Origin of the sequence: Winogradskyella sp., assembly GCF_025210595.1 — a bacterium.
Classification (GTDB): Bacteria; Bacteroidota; Bacteroidia; order Flavobacteriales; family Flavobacteriaceae; genus Winogradskyella.
Map to the genome: position 1 here is coordinate 1 of NZ_JAOARH010000037.1, position 17,994 is coordinate 17,994.

13 protein-coding genes are annotated in these 17,994 nt (G+C 31.9%); 11 read left to right on the top strand and 2 right to left on the bottom strand.

All coding sequences use genetic code 11. The features are described 5' to 3' along the window. The 11 genes from N4A42_RS03570 to N4A42_RS03620 all read left to right on the top strand — a co-directional run. The coding region (locus N4A42_RS03570) for an excinuclease ABC subunit UvrC (RefSeq protein ID WP_294069969.1) at nt 1-1,204 on the top strand (1,204 nt) is incomplete at its 5' end. A 2-nt stretch (nt 1,205-1,206) separates the two neighbouring features. Next, the gene (locus tag N4A42_RS03575) at nt 1,207-3,459 is read left to right on the top strand and encodes a patatin-like phospholipase family protein (protein ID WP_294069971.1); all 2,253 of its coding nucleotides are present in this window, start codon (nt 1,207-1,209) and stop codon (nt 3,457-3,459) included. Nucleotides 3,460-3,692: 233 nt separating this feature from the next. After that, nucleotides 3,693-4,850, top strand: coding sequence for a homogentisate 1,2-dioxygenase (locus tag N4A42_RS03580; protein ID WP_294069973.1), 1,158 nt, complete (start codon nt 3,693-3,695; stop codon nt 4,848-4,850). A gap of 32 nt (nt 4,851-4,882) precedes the next feature. Beyond that, nucleotides 4,883-5,386, top strand: a complete 504-nt coding sequence (locus N4A42_RS03585; RefSeq protein WP_294069976.1) for a CCC motif membrane protein — start codon at nt 4,883-4,885, stop codon at nt 5,384-5,386. 16 nt (nt 5,387-5,402) lie between these two features. Continuing rightward, complete coding sequence (hppD, locus tag N4A42_RS03590; protein ID WP_294069978.1) at nt 5,403-6,563, top strand: 4-hydroxyphenylpyruvate dioxygenase; 1,161 nt, start codon at nt 5,403-5,405, stop codon at nt 6,561-6,563. Nucleotides 6,564-6,894: 331 nt separating this feature from the next. Then, entirely contained in the window at nt 6,895-7,689 is a 795-nt protein-coding gene (locus N4A42_RS03595) for a DUF3108 domain-containing protein (protein ID WP_294069980.1), read from the top strand. A gap of 3 nt (nt 7,690-7,692) precedes the next feature. Further along, nucleotides 7,693-8,625, top strand: a complete 933-nt coding sequence (locus N4A42_RS03600) for a tryptophan 2,3-dioxygenase family protein (RefSeq protein WP_294069983.1) — start codon at nt 7,693-7,695, stop codon at nt 8,623-8,625. A 30-nt stretch (nt 8,626-8,655) separates the two neighbouring features. Further along, the gene (locus N4A42_RS03605; protein WP_294069986.1) at nt 8,656-9,954 is read left to right on the top strand and encodes a peptidoglycan DD-metalloendopeptidase family protein; all 1,299 of its coding nucleotides are present in this window, start codon (nt 8,656-8,658) and stop codon (nt 9,952-9,954) included. After that, nucleotides 9,954-11,600 carry a glucose-6-phosphate isomerase gene (gene pgi / locus N4A42_RS03610; protein ID WP_294069989.1) on the top strand — a complete coding sequence of 549 codons (1,647 nt, stop codon included), beginning with the start codon at nt 9,954-9,956 and terminating at the stop codon, nt 11,598-11,600. The genes N4A42_RS03605 and pgi overlap by 1 nt, the downstream gene beginning before the upstream one ends. Before the next feature lie 165 nt (nt 11,601-11,765). Next, nucleotides 11,766-14,315 (top strand): TonB-dependent receptor, encoded by a 2,550-nt coding sequence (locus tag N4A42_RS03615; protein WP_294069992.1) that lies wholly within the window; start codon nt 11,766-11,768, stop codon nt 14,313-14,315. An 11-nt stretch (nt 14,316-14,326) separates the two neighbouring features. After that, a complete protein-coding gene (locus N4A42_RS03620) occupies nt 14,327-15,970 on the top strand; it encodes a choice-of-anchor J domain-containing protein (RefSeq protein ID WP_294069995.1) in 1,644 nt (547 codons plus the stop codon). 60 nt (nt 15,971-16,030) lie between these two features. Here N4A42_RS03620 and gldD read toward each other — a convergent pair whose 3' ends face one another. Then, nucleotides 16,031-16,600, bottom strand: a complete 570-nt coding sequence (gene gldD, locus N4A42_RS03625) for a gliding motility lipoprotein GldD (protein ID WP_294069998.1) — start codon at nt 16,598-16,600, stop codon at nt 16,031-16,033. A 64-nt stretch (nt 16,601-16,664) separates the two neighbouring features. Further along, on the bottom strand, nt 16,665-17,984 hold the full coding sequence (locus N4A42_RS03630; RefSeq protein WP_294070001.1) for a gliding motility-associated protein GldE: 1,320 nt from the start codon (nt 17,982-17,984) through the stop codon (nt 16,665-16,667). Nucleotides 17,985-17,994 lie beyond the last annotated feature (10 nt).

Here is a 17,994-nt window from a genome sequence, read left to right on the forward strand (position 1 = left end):
TGTTAGGCAAATTGTAAAAGGAAATTTTAAAGATTCGTTACAGCAATTTAGAGTTCAAATGAAGCAGCATGCCGAAGCTATGCAGTTTGAAGATGCTCAAAGAATAAAGGAAAAACTCGAAATTTTAGAAAATTATCAGGTTAAATCTACTGTCGTAAATCCTAAGATTAGTAATGTAGATGTGTTTTCTATTGTAAGTGATGAAACCTATGCTTATATCAATTTTTTACAGATAAGTTATGGTTCAATTATTAGGTCTCATACTTTAGAAATAAAGAAGAAATTACAAGAAACCGATAAGGAGTTGTTAGAAATAGCGATAACAGAAATCCGTCAACGATTCAATTCAAATTCTAAAGAAATATATGTGCCTTTTAAGGTAGATTTAGGTGAAAAGATTAAGGTAACTGTTCCAAAACTTGGAGATAAAAAAAGTATAGTGGATTTATCTGTGCGCAATGCAAAATATTTCCGCATGGATAAATTAAAGCAAATAAAAATCGTAGATCCAGACCGTCATGCCAATAGAATAATGGCGCAAATGAAAGCAGATCTACGGTTGTCTGAAGAACCAAGACATATTGAATGTTTTGATAACTCTAATATTCAAGGTACAAATCCTGTAGCAGCTTGTGTAGTATTTAAAAACGGAAAACCTAGTAAGAAAGATTATCGTCATTTTAATATAAAAACAGTTGAAGGGCCAGATGATTTTGCATCTATGGAAGAAGTTGTTTATAGACGTTATAAACGTTTGTTAGATGAAGATCAATCCTTACCGCAACTTATAATTATTGATGGAGGTAAGGGGCAATTGTCTTCCGCACTTAAAAGTCTAGATGCTTTAGAGTTAAGAGGGGAAATTGCCATAATCGGAATAGCAAAACGTTTAGAAGAATTGTTTTACCCAGATGATCCAATTCCCTTATATTTAAACAAAAAAAGCGAAACACTAAAAATTATTCAGCAATTACGAAATGAAGCGCATCGTTTTGGCATAGAGCATCATAGAAATAGAAGAAGTAAGAGTGCTTTAACTACAGAACTTGAAAATATATCTGGTGTTGGTGAGCAGACTATTATAGATTTAATGAAGCAATTTAAAACCGTAAAGCGAATTGCTAATGCTAAATTAGATGAACTAGAAGCGGTGATTGGAGTTTCGAGAGCCAATAAAGTGTATAACTATTATCATAAAGAATAAATATGTCCCAAACATACAGCCGAATACATGTTTTCTTTTTATTAATTCTCTTTCAATTAATGCTAGGTTTTAATAATCTTCAAGCACAAGATGATAAAGAGCCAAAGGTTGGTCTGGTTTTAAGCGGAGGTGGAGCAAAAGGCTTTGCGCATATTGGTGCTTTAAAAGTTATAGATAGTTTAGGTATTAAGATAGATTATATTGCAGGTACAAGCATGGGAGCTATTATTGGCTCTTTATATGCAACAGGATACTCAGGTAAACAATTAGAAGAGGTCTTTAAAACTATTGATTTTGATGAATTAATTAATGATGAATTTCCAAGAGAAGCTAAATCCTTTTATGAGCGCGAAAATTCTGAAAAATATGCCATAAGTATACCATTTGATAATTTTAAGATTAACCTACCATCGGGTTTATCTAGAGGGCAAAATGTATATAATTTATTATACCATATGATGCTTCCTGTTAACGATGTAAGAGATTTTAAAAAATTGCCAATTCCGTTTTTTTGTGTTGCAACCAATGTGGAAACAGGCGAATCTTTAATATTAGATAGTGGTAGACTTGCAGAAGCGGTAACTGCAAGTGGTGCTTTACCTTCTTTTTTTCAGCCTGTTATTATAGGAGATGATATTTTAATTGATGGAGGTGTTACTAATAATTTTCCTGTTGAAGAATTAAGAGCAAAAGGTATGGATATCATTATAGGTGTTGATGTACAAGATGATTTGAGAGATAAAGAAGATTTAAAGACAGCGCCAGAAATTCTATTGCAGATAAATAATTTTAGAACAATTAATGCAATGAAGGGTAAAGTGCCATTAACCGATATTTATATAAAACCAGATATAACAAAGTATTCTGTGCTTTCTTTTGATGAGGGTGATGATATTATTGCAAATGGGGAAAAAGCTGCAAAGTCTAAAATAGATGTTTTAAATAAATTAAAAAGCATTCAAAAAAGTTTACCAAACCGCCCACATCTCAAAATTATAGATAGTATTAATATAAAATCTGTAAAAATTAAAGGAAATGAACGTTATACAAGGTCCTATTTTTTAGGAAAATTAAAACTTAGAGGCAATGAAACTTTGAGTTATGAGGATTTTAAAAGTCGTATTAATAATATTATTGCTACAAATAATTTTGAAACATTTAGATATTATTTAGAGCCAACAGATAGTATTAATCAATACAGATTGAATGGTCACATAAGAGAATCTGAAGCCACAGCATTTTTAAAATTAGGTGTGCATTATGATGGTTTATATAAAAGTGCTGCGCTGGCAAATCTTACTAAAAAAGGACTGCTGTTTAATAACGATATAGCATCTTTAGATGTTATGCTTGGGGATAACACCAGATATAATTTAGATTATTTTATAGATAAAGGTTTTTACTTAAGTGTTGGAATTAAATCAAGATACAATCAGTTTAATAAAAGTGTAAATCCAAGTTTAGTGCTAGAAAGTGGCTCACCTATGTTAGATAACTTAAATAAAATAAGTATTCACTTTCAAGATTTTACCAATCAGGTTTATTTACAAACGTTATTTAGAAAAGATTTTTCATTAAGATTAGGGGGTGAGCATAAACGATTAAAAATTACTTCAGAAACGCTGATTTCTGAAAATCAGGATGACGAATTTATTTTTGAGAATACAGATTATTTAAGTCTATTCGGAAATTTAAAATACGATAGTTATAGTGATCCTTACTTTCCAAAAAGTGGCGCTTACTTTAATGGTGATTTTCATTGGTATGTAAATGCATCAGATTTTAACTCCGATTTTAAACCATTTTCTATAGCAAAAGCAGACCTAGGTTATGCCTTTAGCTTTAGTGAAAAATTAGCATTAAAAACAGAAACAAGTGGAGGTTTTAAATTAGGTGATGATTCAGCGACAGCACTTGGTTTTGCATTGGGAGGATATGCTAATAATTTAATTAATAATTTTTATAGCTTTTATGGTTATGATTATATAGACATAACAGGAGATAGTTTTGTTAAAGCAACTTTTACTTTAGATTATGAATGGCTAAATAATCATCATGTATTATTAATGGCAAATTACGCTAATGTAGAAAACCAATTGTTTGAAACAGGTAATTGGTTGTCAACACCAGATTATACAGGCTATGCTCTTGGATATTCTTTAGAAACTTTTTTAGGACCTTTAGAAGCTAGGTATACTTATTCTCCAGAAACAGGTGAAGATTATTGGTTTTTTAATCTTGGATTTTGGTTTTAAATTAAAAATTTGCCAAATTTGTAACATTATGAAACCATTTTGGGAAAATTTAAAACTTCATTTACATTTCCTTATTAAGAGGGATCCAGAATAGCATTTTTGTTATTCCTGTATAGCTAGGAATCTAATTTAATCTTAGTTGTTCTCCTCAATTTTTGTACCTTTAGAAACAGCGTTGTTGACTACAGCTTATAAGTTCTATAAACCATAAATTTTAAAATTTAAATCAAGCCATGCCATTTTATCATAAATTAGGAAAAATTCCACCGAAGCGTCATACGCAATTTCGTAAAGAAGACGGAAGCTTATATTATGAGCAACTGTTTGGTACCATTGGTTTCGACGGAATGTCAGCTAATTTGTACCATGAGCAAAGACCAACTCAGGTTAAAGAAATTCGTAAGCAATATTCTGTAGCGCCTAAAGTAGCATTGGCTAACAATATTAAGTCATATCGCTTTAGAGGTTTTCAAGTACCACAAGTTGATGATTATTTAGAAAGTCGAAAAGTAGTGCTTACCAATAGTGACTGTAATGTGATTTTATCAGCACCAAAACAATCTACAAAAGATTACTTTTATAAAAATACAGACGCAGATGAAATAATTTTTATTCATAAAGGTACCGGAAAACTGCGTACACATATGGGTAATCTAGATTTTAAGTATGGTGATTATTTAGTAATACCACGTGGAATGATCTATAAACTAGATTTTGATAATGAGGATAATCGTCTGTTTATTGTAGAATCTTATAGCCCTGTATATACACCAAAGCGCTATCGTAATTGGTTTGGGCAACTACTAGAGCATTCTCCATTTTGTGAGCGAGATTTTCGTCAACCACAAGAACTGGAAACGTATAATGAGAATGGTGACTTTTTAATGAAGGTGAAAAAACAAGATGAGATTATAGAAATGGTATATGCCTCTCACCCTTTTGATGTGGTAGGCTATGATGGCTATAATTATCCGTATGCGTTTTCTATTCACGATTTTGAACCTATTACAGGCCGTATACATTTGCCACCACCAATTCATCAAACTTTTGAGACTGATACTTTTGTGATATGTAGCTTTGTGCCAAGATTGTATGATTACCATCCAGATGCAATACCAGCACCTTATAATCATAGCAATATAGATAGTGATGAGGTATTGTACTATGTAGATGGTGATTTTATGAGTAGAAATGATATTGAAGCAGGTCATATTTCATTGCATCCAGCAGGAATTCCACACGGACCACATCCAGGTGCAACCGAGCGTAGTATAGGTGAAAAAGAGACTTTAGAATTAGCGGTAATGGTAGACACATTTAAACCATTGATGGTCACTGAAGAGGCAATGAAGATTGCAGATGAAGACTACTATAAGTCTTGGTTAGAGTAAAATGTTATTTCTGTTTTTACAAAAAAGAATAAATGAATCAAAATAAATTATCTGCAGATCCTTTAGCTTTAATTTTAGGGATATTAGCTTTAGTAATAGGTGTTGCAGGCTGTTGTTGTTATGGCTTAACAGCGATAGTGCCTTTAATTATGGCGATTATTGGATTGGTAACCGCTAATAAAAGTTTACGTGAATATGGCGATAACCCAGACGCTTTTTCATACCAATCTAGGAGTAATGTTAATACGGCAAAGATTGTTAATATTATAGCAATTGTTTTAAATGGATTGATTTTGTTAGTCACAATAATTGCTTTAATTTTTTACGGAACAATGTTGTCGTCTGGTATGTTAGATGAAATACAATCTGGAGACATAGAAGAAGATGGTTCTAGTGTTATAGAAGTGCAAGAAGATATGGTTTCAGATTCATTAAATGATGATGCATATGTTATTGAAGAAGATACGTTAAAAGCGAATGAAAAAAAGGAAAAATCATTCGAAGAAATAATGAGAGATATAGATTCAAAATATTAAGAATAAATTTTTTTTTATGGCAAAGGAGATAAAATCCGTTAATTACGGTCTAGAAAAAATATTTGAAGGTGCACAAGATTTTTTGCCACTTTTAGGTACAGATTATGTAGAGTTTTATGTAGGTAATGCTAAGCAAGCAGCACATTTTTACAAAACAGCCTTTGGCTTTCAATCTTATGCATATAAAGGATTGGAAACAGGTAGTAAAGAGACTGTTTCTTATGTTGTAAAGCAAGATAAAATTAAATTAGTGCTTACAACACCATTAAATTCTAAGCATCCAATAAATGATCATATTGTAAAACATGGTGATGGTGTTAAAGTTGTAGCACTATGGGTAGATGATGCTCGTAAATCTTATGAAGAGACAATAAAAAGAGGCGCTAAATCATACATGGAACCTGTTGTAGAAAAAGATGAGCATGGTGAAGTAGTTAGGGCTGGAATTTATACTTATGGAGAAACAGTACATATGTTTGTAGAGCGTAAAAACTACAATGGTGTATTTATGCCAAAATTTGAAAAGTGGGAGTCTGATTATAACCCAGAACCAGTAGGTTTAAAATATGTAGACCACATGGTTGGTAATGTAGGTTGGGGTGAAATGAATACTTGGGTAAAATGGTACGAAGACGTTATGGGATTTGTTAACTTCTTGTCTTTTGATGATAAGCAAATCCATACAGAGTATTCAGCATTAATGAGTAAAGTAATGAGTAATGGCAACGGACGTATAAAATTCCCAATCAATGAACCAGCAGAAGGAAAAAAACGTTCTCAAATAGAAGAGTACTTGGATTTTTATGAAGGTCCAGGAGTGCAACATATTGCTGTAGCTACTGATGATATTATTAAAACCGTAACAGCTATGAGAGCAAGAGGTGTAGAATTTTTATCTATACCACCAGAAGAATATTATAGAGCAGTACCTGGAAGATTAGAAGAATTTAGTCACGAGCTGAGAGAAGATATTGAAATGTTAAAAAGCCTTGGTATAATGATAGATGCTGATGAAGAAGGCTACTTATTACAAATATTTACAAAACCAGTAGAAGACAGACCAACCTTATTTTTTGAAATTATACAGCGTATGGGAGCAAGAGGATTTGGAGCTGGTAACTTTAAGGCTTTATTCGAATCTATCGAAAGAGAACAAGCCAAAAGAGGTACATTGTAAAAAAATAGAAGCGCGTTTAGATCCCTAAACTCTAAACGCGCTTTATAATAAGACTAACCTTAAAGCTCTTTCTGTTTAAGGCAAAGGAAATAAAGCATATATTATTATCTACACTTAATTATTTCAACAGGTTTTTTCATAAAGGCTTAAGAACTTCTTTTTTATATCGTTAAGTATTTGAAATGTGAGCATTGATCAAAAAAATATAAAATGCTTTAAGTTTTTTGATTGTGTTTCAAGGTTTTAATAGATTTGGAATAGAAATTGTATTTAATGTGATTGTAACGTAAAAATTGAGTTACATTATTTAAATTTACATATTCTAAATACTATGAAATATTTACTCACCATATTTATTTTTTTTATAGGGTTAAAAACAGCAAATGTAAATCAAGAACCTGCTTTTCAAAAAGGCGAATGGTTTAAGTTTAAAATGAGTTACAGTGGTTGGTTTAAAGCAGGAGAAGCTACTCTAAAAGTTGATGAAAAAAGACTCAATGGTAAAAAAGTTTATCATGTTGTAGGTAAAGGAAAAACAACTGGAGCCGTCAATTTCTTTTTTAAAGTTAGAGATCGTTATGAAAGCTATTTCGATAAAGAAACAGGAATGCCTTATAAATTTATTAGAAAAATAGATGAAGGTGGTCATACTAAAGATATAGAAATAGAGTTCAATCATGAAGAGCAAAAAGCCATTGTAAATAACAAAAAGCACAAAAAGATAAAGACCATTTCAACAGAAGAGGGTGTGCAAGACATGGTGTCTATGTATTACTATCTAAGAAATAATATTGATATATCTTCTTTAAAAAGTGGAGATGAAATAACAACCAATATGTTTTTTGATGAAGAAAATTATGGTTTTAAGCTTAAGTATCTTGGTAAAGAAACCATAAAAGTAGATATAAATGGCTCTAAGGTTAAAGTTAAATCTATAAAATTTAGGCCTTATGTAATGGCAGGTCGTGTTTTTAAAGAAGAAGAAAGTTTAACCTTATGGGTTAGTGCAGATAAAAATAAAATTCCACTAAAAATAAAAGCAGATTTAGCTGTAGGCTCTTTACGTGCAGATTTAATACAATTTAAAGGGCTAAAACACTATTTTCCTATAGAACTTGAAAATTAATTTATGCCAGACCAACCTAATTACACAGAGATTTTAAATGAGCTTCAAGAGAAGTATAATAAAATAGATCAAAACACAGATGATCATTTATATGGCTTACTTTACAGTAAGCCAATTACATATTGGGATTATATACAAACCGATGCGTTATTAAGTCTTCAAATTCAGCGTACCACGCTTCCAGATGAGATGGTATTTATAGCCTATCATCAAATCAATGAACTTATTTTTAAAATGATACTCTGGGAAATTTCTCAAGTAGCAAATAAGGAAGGTTTAGATGTAGTCTTTTTTGAAAACAGATTAATGCGTATTAGTCGTTATTTTGATATGCTTACGACATCTTTCAATATTATGAGAGATGGTATGGATGTAGAGCAGTATATGAAATTTAGATATACTTTAACACCAGCAAGTGGTTTTCAAAGCGCTCAATATCGTTTAATTGAGTTTGCTTCAACTGAGTTGATTAATCTTATTGATTATAGATTTAGAGCTAGTATTGATAGGAATACGCCGTACACACATGCTTTTGAACATTTGTATTGGCAAGCCGCAGGCAAGGACCATAAAACAGGTAAGAAATCTACACTTTTAATCAACTTTGAAGAGCGATATAAAGATGAGTTTTTAAGATTTATGAAAGAGTATAACACTAAAAATCTTTGGACACGTTTTAAAGAATTACCTGAAGAAGATCAAAAAAACGAAGATTTAATTAAAGCAATGCGCCATTTTGATTATACTGTTAATGTAACTTGGGTAATGGCACATTATAATGCGGCAAAACATTATATAGAAAGCGGTATTGGTGATGGAGAAGCAACAGGAGGAAGCGATTGGAAAAAATATATGCATCCAAGATATCAAAGACGTATTTTCTTTCCAGATTTATGGACAGAAGAGGAGTTGAAAAATTGGGGAAATAATTTATAAATAGCAGTATTGATGCGTTTAAGAGGGTTAATGGCACTAGCCTTTGTTACGGTATTTTTCTTAGCATGTAACAATGATGAGTCAAAGAAAAATACTAATAAAGGTGTAGTAGAGAGAGTTGAACAAAAGCAAGTTTTAGAATTTGGTTTTGATGTAGAAGAGTATGAGTTTAAAAGAGATACTGTTAAAAAAGGTGATACTTTCGGGATTATTTTAGAACGAAATAATATAGGGTATCCGAAAATATTTCAAATAGCAGAAAAATCAAAAGACACTTTTGATATTGCAACCAAGCTACAAGTCGGTAAGCCATATACATTATTGTTTTCTAAAGAAAAAGCAAATGATAGTGTCCAAAAACCTACAACGTTCATCTATCAACAAAATTTAGAAGATTATGTTGTTATAGATTTTAAAGATTCTATTCAGGCTTATAAAAGAACAAAGCCTATAACTTATGTAGAAAAAACGGCTACAGGTGTTATAGAGAATAATATATCAGAAACCTTAGAGAAAAAAGGACTTAGTCAAAAACTAGCTTTTAAAATGGCAGATGATATTTATGCGTGGACTATAGATTTTAGGCGTCTTCAACCAGGTGACAGGTTTAAAGTAATCTATACAGATAAGTATATAAACGACACAATTTATGCAGGTGTGCATGATGTTAAAGCAGCTTATTTTGAGCATAATGGTGATTCGCTTTATGCCTTTGAGTTTAAAACAGATTCCATAAAAAATATAGTAGATTACTTTAGTGAAGATGCTAAAAACTTGCGTCGAGCTTTTTTAAAGATGCCAGTGAAATTTGGTAGATTATCTTCCCGTTATAACCTTAAACGACGTATAGCGTATTATGGTTACAAAGTAAGGCCTCATAAAGGAACTGATTTTGCTGCACCAGTTGGTACACCAATTATGGCAACAGCCAATGGAACTGTTATAGAATCTACTAGGCGAGGCGGAAATGGTAAGTATGTTAAGATAAGACATAATGCCACTTATAGCACTCAATATTTACATATGAAAGCTCAGAATGTAAAAAAAGGACAATATGTAAAACAAGGTGATGTGATTGGTTGGGTTGGTATGACAGGTAATACTGGTGGACCTCATGTGTGTTATCGTTTTTGGAAAAACGGAAAACAAGTAGATCCGTTTAGACAAAAATTACCAGAAGCAGAACCTATTTCAGATAGTTTAAAAGTGAAATATTTAGATTATATAAAGCCTATCAAAAAAAGGTTGGATGATATTTTCTTTTTAGAAACTGAACCTGAAAGTATAGAGAATACAATAACTGAAGGCAATAATACAGATATACAATAATGGCACTTAAATCTATTAATCCAACAACAACAGAATCTTGGGGAGCGTTACAATCACATTTTGAAACAATAAAACCAAAACATCTAAAAGAACTTTTTGAGGTTAATCCCAATAGAGTGAAAGATTTAACTGTTGAGTGGGAAGATTTTTATGTGGATTTTTCAAAAAATAGATTTACAAAAGAAACTCTAAGTATGCTCATTGAGCTTGCTAATGAAGTAGATTTAAAGGATGCTATTACAAAATATTTTGAAGGAGAGATTATAAATGCAACAGAAGGTAGAGCAGTGTTGCATACAGCATTAAGAACTAATAATGATGATGAAGTTTTTGTAGACGGAAAGAATGTTATACCAGAAGTTTTTGAAGTTAAACAAAAGATTAAAAATTTCACACAGTCTGTAGTAAGTGGTGAGCATAAGGGATTTACAGGGAAACCTATGACAGATGTAGTGAATATTGGTATAGGAGGTTCAGATCTTGGGCCAGCAATGGTTGTAGATTCACTTCAGTATTATAAAAACCATTTAAGCACACATTTTGTAAGTAATGTAGATGGTGATCATTATAACGAAGTTGTAAAAAACTTAAATCCAGAAACCACACTTTTTGTTATTGTTTCTAAAACTTTTACGACCCAAGAAACCTTATCTAATGCCAATTCAATAAAATCTTGGTTTCTTAAGTCGCTACCAAATGAAGCAATTTCTAAGCATTTTGTAGCGGTTTCTACAAATATTGAAAGTGTAAAAGCATTTGGTATCGATGAGGCTAATGTCTTTCCGATGAAAGATTGGGTTGGTGGCCGTTTTTCGCTTTGGAGTGCTGTAGGTCTGTCTATAAGTTTATCATTAGGTTATGAAAATTTTGAAAACTTACTAGTAGGCGCAAACAAAATGGATGAGCATTTTAGGACATCAGAATTTGAAAATAACATACCTGTAATTTCAGCTTTGTTAACAATTTGGTATAATAATTTCTTTAAGGCAGAAAGTGAAGCAATAATACCTTATACACAGTATCTAAATCAATTCGGAACCTATTTGCAGCAAGGCATTATGGAAAGTAATGGTAAATATGTAGATAGAAACGGAAATGCGATTAATTATCAAACAGGTACAATTATTTGGGGAGAACCAGGTACCAATTCGCAGCATGCATTTTTTCAATTAATTCACCAAGGTACTAAATTAATACCGGCAGATTTTATAGGTTTTATAGAATCACTTTATGGAAACAAAGATCATCATGATAAATTAATGTCTAATTATTTTGCACAGACAGAAGCTTTAATGAATGGTAAAACTAAAGATGAAGTTTTGGAAGAATTAAATGGTCAAGACATTTCCGAAGAACAAAAAAAGAGACTACTTCCTTACAAAGTGTTTAAAGGCAATAAGCCTACAACCTCTATACTCATTAAAAAGCTAACACCAGAAAGTTTAGGTAAGCTCATTGCTATGTACGAACATAAAATATTTGTACAAGGCATTATCTGGAATATCTACAGTTATGATCAATTTGGTGTTGAATTAGGTAAACAACTAGCTAAGTCTATTCTAAATGAGTTAAAAAGTGATGATAATACAGAAAACCACGATTCATCAACTCAGAATTTATTAAAATTTTACAAAAACAATTGTTAAGAACTGTTTAACAAGTTCTTCATAAGAATAATTATGCATGCATAAAAAATGCAAAAAGTATAATTAACTTAGTTGTGTTAAAATTATTAACATTTAGGTAATGTTATAATTAGCCTTATGTGTAATTTTGCGACAATTATTGAAACCAATTAATTTAAATTTTATATGAAAAAATTTAATCAAATTTTATTTGTTGCTGTAATGATGCTATTCACTACAGTAGCGTTTGCTCAATCAACTATTACAGGTAAAGTAATGGATGGTGATTTGAATTCGCCTCTTCCAGGAGCTAATGTGATAGTTAAAGGAACTACAAAAGGAGCTACAACAGATTTTGATGGTAATTTTAGTATTACTACGGAGTCTAGTTCTGGAGAAGTAATAGTTTCTTATGTAGGCTATGTGTCTCAAACAATTGTTTTTAATGGTGATACAGACTTAGGAACAATTACGTTAGTATCTAGTGATGTTGGTCTAGATGAAATAGTGTTAGTTGCATCTGTAGCTGTTGATAGAAAAACACCTGTTGCTGTTTCTACAATTAGAGCAACAGAGATTCAGTTAAAATTAGGAACACAAGAGTTTCCAGAAGTTTTAAAATCTACACCTGGTGTATATGCAACCAAAGCTGGTGGTGGTTTTGGTGATGGACGTATAAATTTACGTGGTTTTGATTCTGAGAATGTGGCGGTTATGATAAATGGTGTGCCAGTTAACGATATGGAAAATGGTCGTGTTTTTTGGAGTAACTGGGCAGGTTTAGGTGATGTTACAAGCTCTATGCAAGTGCAAAGAGGTTTAGGTGCGGCAAGAGTTGCAGTACCATCTGTAGGTGGTACAATTAATATTCTTACAAAAACAACCGATATTGAGTCTGGAGGAAACGTTTATGCAACTTTAGGTAATGACGGTTACGAAAAATATGGCGTAACCTACTCAACAGGTTTAATGGATAATGGTTTCGCAGCTACAGTTTCTGCTGCAAAAACAGATGGTGATGGTTATGTAGATGGTACTCAATTTAATGCAGTAGCTTATTTTGTGAACATTTCTAAAGAAATAAACGAAAAGCATAAATTATCATTTACTGCTTTTGGCGCAAAACAACAACATGGTCAGAGACAAAATAGACAACTTATAGAAACTTATAGAAGAAGTGAAAGAGGGAGAAAGTTTAATGCAGATTGGGGTTATAAAAATGGTCAAGTTACATTCCAAGAAGATAATTTCTACCATAAACCACAGATGTCTTTAAATCATTATTGGGATATAAGTAATAAGACACAATTATCAACAGCGGTTTATGCATCTTTTGGTACTGGTGGCGGCGGAGGTATCCGCGGTGTTAATAAATTTATAATTAATGCGGATGGAACAAGTGATTATAGAGATGGTTTATATGGTCCTATAAACTTTGATAAAATAGTTGATGAAAATGAAGCGTTAGGTGCAAATGGTTCTGAGACAATTTTGAGAGCATCTCGTAATGATCATAAATGGTATGGAGTGCTTTCTACTTTAAAAACAGATTTGTCTGATGAATTAGTATTGTTAGGTGGTTTAGACTATAGGTATTATAAAGGGATACACTTTCAAGAAGTAACAGATCTGTTAGGTGGACAATATTATGCAGATTCTGGGTCAAACGTAAACAACCCATTAGGAATATCTCAAGTTGGTGATAAGATTAACTATCATAATGATGGTATAGTTGGCTGGTTAGGAGCTTTTAGTCAATTGGAGTATTCTAAAGATAAATTGTCTGCGTTTGTTTCGCTTGCAGCGTCAAATACTTCTTACAAAAGAATAGATTATTTTAATTATCTAGATAGTGATCCATTACAAGAAACCGATCGTTATAATTTCTTTGGCTTCAGTGGTAAAGGAGGTGCTAATTATAATATTGATGAAAATCATAATGTATTTGCTAATTTAGGGTATTTTGAAAAAGCACCTAACTTTAGATCTGTTTTTCCATTATTTAATAATGAAGATATTAATGATGGTGCTGAGAATCAAAAAATTACTAGCTTTGAGTTAGGTTACGGTTATAGAGGTGAGAAGTTTTCTGCTAATATAAATTTATACCACACTACTTGGAATGATAGAACAGAGATTTTCCGTTTTCAACAACCAGATGGAACAGTTGCTTTTGCAAATGTACTAGGTGTAAATGCACTACATCAAGGTGTTGAAATAGATTTTAAATATCGAGCAACTGATAAATTAAGCTTTAATGGTATGGCTTCTTTTGGTGATTGGATTTGGAAAGACGATATAAAGAATGTAGAAATACGTGATGAAGAACAAAACTTAGTAGATACTGTAGATATTTTAATTAAAGATTTACATGTAGGTGATGCTGCACAAACTACTTTAGCTCTAGGCGCAGATTATAGATTCTCTAGTGACACAAGGTTGTCAGTAGATTATAACTACTTTGGTAATTTATATGCAGATTTTAATCCTAGTGATAGATCAACTAGAAGACCAGATGCTTGGGAATTGCCAGATTATGGCATTTTTGATGCTGCTCTAAATCATAAGTTTGATTTTGGGTCTTTTAAGGCAACTTTAACAGGTAGAATTAATAACATATTCGATACAGAATATATAGCTGATGCTCAAGATGGTTCAGATTCAAATGCTGAAACGGCTTTAGTATATTACGGTTTTGGAAGAACATTTAGTGTTGGGATGAAGCTTAATTTTTAAAAAAAAAGAAAATGAAAAAATTAGTTTATTTATTAATTGTAATAGGAACAATCTTTACAGGTTGTAATCCTTTAGAAGATATCAATGATGACATTGATGCGGTTGAAAACCCAATTGTAGGCATTTTAGATTATACACTAATTGAAGATGATTATACAGAATTAGAGTTAGATAATATTTATTTTGAATCTGTTGAAGCTGCTAAGTTAGCTTTGCCAGGATTTTTGTCGGGTAAATATCCAAATTTCGGGCAAGGATCTACAATTAATGTAGGTTATAATTTGTTTGTAGGTGACGCAGAGGGTGTAAGTGATTTTATAACATCAGATACATACAGCCTGCAAAATTCTGATTACACCTCTTTTGGTAGTGATGCTTTTGGGTTTTATCCTAATGAAGAACCATCAGATTTTATTCCAGCAATTTTAGATGCTCAAATTTCTGATCCAGTGGAGGACCAACTTGTTTTAGCAACTTTTCAACAATATGTTAGCACGCCACAAGTTGGTTTAGCTAACATATATCAAGCAACATTTCCAACAGATTATGATAGTTTTGAGCTTGTATCTGTATCTGGTTTAGATGAGTTAGGCTGGACAGTTGGTGGTGCTAATGTTCAAGGTTCTGGATATGATGGTGGTGCTAACGCTGTTGAAGAATGGCTTATTTCACCAGAAATAGATTTAACAGGTCAGTCAGATTTAAAATTCCAAATTACTCAAGAAATAGATTTCTTAGGAGACGATACTTTGATTGATGTTATGATTTCTACAGATTATACTACAGGTACAGATCCTATGACAGCTACTTGGACTGCTTTAAGTTTTGATAAAACCATTTATGGTGATTTAACTACGTCTGAAGATTTTGATTTTTCTACTTATGATGGTGAAACTATTCACGTAGGACTTAAATATAGCTCTACAGATTCAGATTCACCAAGATGGAGAGTTCAGGATTTTGCAGTTAGAGCTGTTGGAGTAGAAGGTGAAACAGAAAACTTAGGCGAATATTATACATACTCTGGTACAGAATGGGAGTTGACTGATGGTGTATATTATTTAAGTTCTGCAGACTATGATTCTATGGGTGAGGAATTTGGACAACCAGGTCGTTTTGATAATTTTAGTAATAGTGTAGCGCCAGAAAATTATTTGCCTCAGTTTTTAAATATTAAGTATCCTTTTGCACAAGAGGAAGATGAAATTTTTATTATATACAATTTTTACGATGGTGGTTTAAGTAGACAGGGTAACCTGTATACATTCACAGATGGTGAGTGGATGGGAGATACTGATGTTATTGCAACTACTTTACAATTTGGCTTTAGTGATGGAATATGGGAGCCAGACAATACTATTGCTTACACATTAGTGCAGTCAGATTATGATGCAATTGTAGCAGGTTTAGGGGAAACATATCCAGACGCAACTGAAAGCATGGGCAACTATAGTAATTTTGAAAGAAGAGTTGGTAATGTTTCTGAATGGACAAATTCAATGGTTTTAGAAGCTCTTAATATTGTATTAGATAACATTAATCCTTCTGCAGAAGAAGCTCAAAAGTACGTTGTTACAGTAGCTATTTATGATGGTTCTGTAGGTACAGAATCGTTTGCAGTGATTAAAGAAGGTGGAGTTTGGGTTTATCAATAAAAACCAAATAATTAATCATAAAAAAGCAGCCGATTGGCTGCTTTTTTATTCTCATAGAAATTAATTTTTCCAACGAACAGATTCCATAATGCGTCTAATATCTTTTTTTAGATATTCAGAGGCTGGATAAATAGAATCGTAATTAGGTTTTGCGTAGAAATATAAAGAACCACTTAAAAAATGATTTATGCTATCTGTAACATAGAATTGTGATTGAGATGCAGCATCACCACCAACCTCGTATAGCATACCAAATACTTTGTTTTTAGTATTTTCATAAGGTTTGTAAGATATCTCATCTGCCTTCATTGTGTGTTTTTGTGTAAGATTTTGTGCATCTCTAAGTAGACTGTCTAAATTACGGTTATTTACCTTTTTGTATGTAAAATGAATCGTAGCTTTTAAAGCTGGATATTTTACATCTATTCCTTTTGTGTTTCCAAGAGTTTTTACTTCAGTTATTGTTGATGATATTTCATTTTTATCAAAAGTAAATGGAAGAGGAGTTGTGGCTTTTTTGTAGGTTGCCTCTGGGTACTCTAATCTTAAATAAGCTTTGGGTTTAGGTAAAGGGTCATTGCCACAGCCTAATAAAAAAAGACTTAATATTGGTATTACTATGCGTTTCATATATTTTCTTGCCTTTCGGCACTGCTCAAGATAAACTTTAGCAAGAATCTTTTTAAGTTGAACTTTAATTTGTATTATCTAAAAGCGTAAGCTTAATTTGTTTTATGCGTTTGCGCTCTAAGGCTTCAATAGTAAAAACGTAATTTTTAAAATTTATTTTACTTCCTATTCTTGGAAAGCCTCCAGAAATTTCTAAAACAAAACCTGCAAGCGTTTCTGCTTCCCCTTTTTGGTTTTCAAAATCTTCAGCTTTATCTTCTATGTTTATGATTCTATAAACGTCTTTTAAAGGTGTTTTTCCTTCAAAACTAAAATTATGATCATCTAATTTTGTGTAAATTAAGTCGTCATCGTCATACTCATCACTAATATCACCTACAATTTCTTCAATAACATCTTCTAAAGAAACTAAACCAGAAGTGCCTCCGTATTCATCTACAACTACAGCTAAGTGTACTTTCTTGGTCTTAAATTCTACCATTAAATCGTCTAGTTTCTTGTTTTCTGGAACAAAAAATGGTTCTCTAAGTAACGTAGTCCATTCAAACGTTTTTTTGTTTAAATGAGGTAAAAGATCTTTTACATAAAGTACACCTTTTAGATTATCTATGTTTTCTTCGTAAATAGGAATTCTAGAATATCCTTTATCAACAATTTCTTTAATTACAGTTTCAAAAGGTGTTTCAATATTTAAGGCAAATAGATCCATACGAGGGCGCATTACCTGTTTGGTATCTGTGTTTCCAAAAGAGACGATACCTTGTAATAATTTTTGTTCTTCTTGTGTAGTATTTTCATTATTGGTTAACTCTAAAGCTTGTGATAATTGATCTACACTTAGGTTAGAGCGCTGCTTGCCAAATCTATTTTGAATTTTTATTGTTGTATAACGCATAGGAAGGCTAATGGGAGAAAAAACAACATCTAATATCTTTAGTGGCCTTGCCATAAAGGAAGAAAACTTTACGCTATTTCTGCTGGCATAAATTTTTGGAATGATTTCACCAAAGAGTAAGATTAAAAAGGTTGCAGAAACAACTTCTAGCAAAAACCGAACAATAGTGTTAGTAATGTCTTTAAAAATAGTTTCGCCGATATAAGCAAATAGTAAGACGATTGCAATATTAAGAAAGTTGTTAGCCACCAAGATAGTGGCTAGTAATTTTTTAGGCCTTTCAAGTAATTTAGCAATGATTTCCATTGCCGAAGATTTTTCTTCAATGCCTTTATCTATATTAGATTTTGTTAATGAAAACAATGCAACTTCTGCGCCAGAAATTAATGCAGAACAAGCAAGTAATATAATGAGAAGAATTATACTAGTTAAAAAGGAGGTATTAGAGACTAATAAATTTGAGAATAAAACCGTGGGTTCGGGATCCAAAATAAAATAT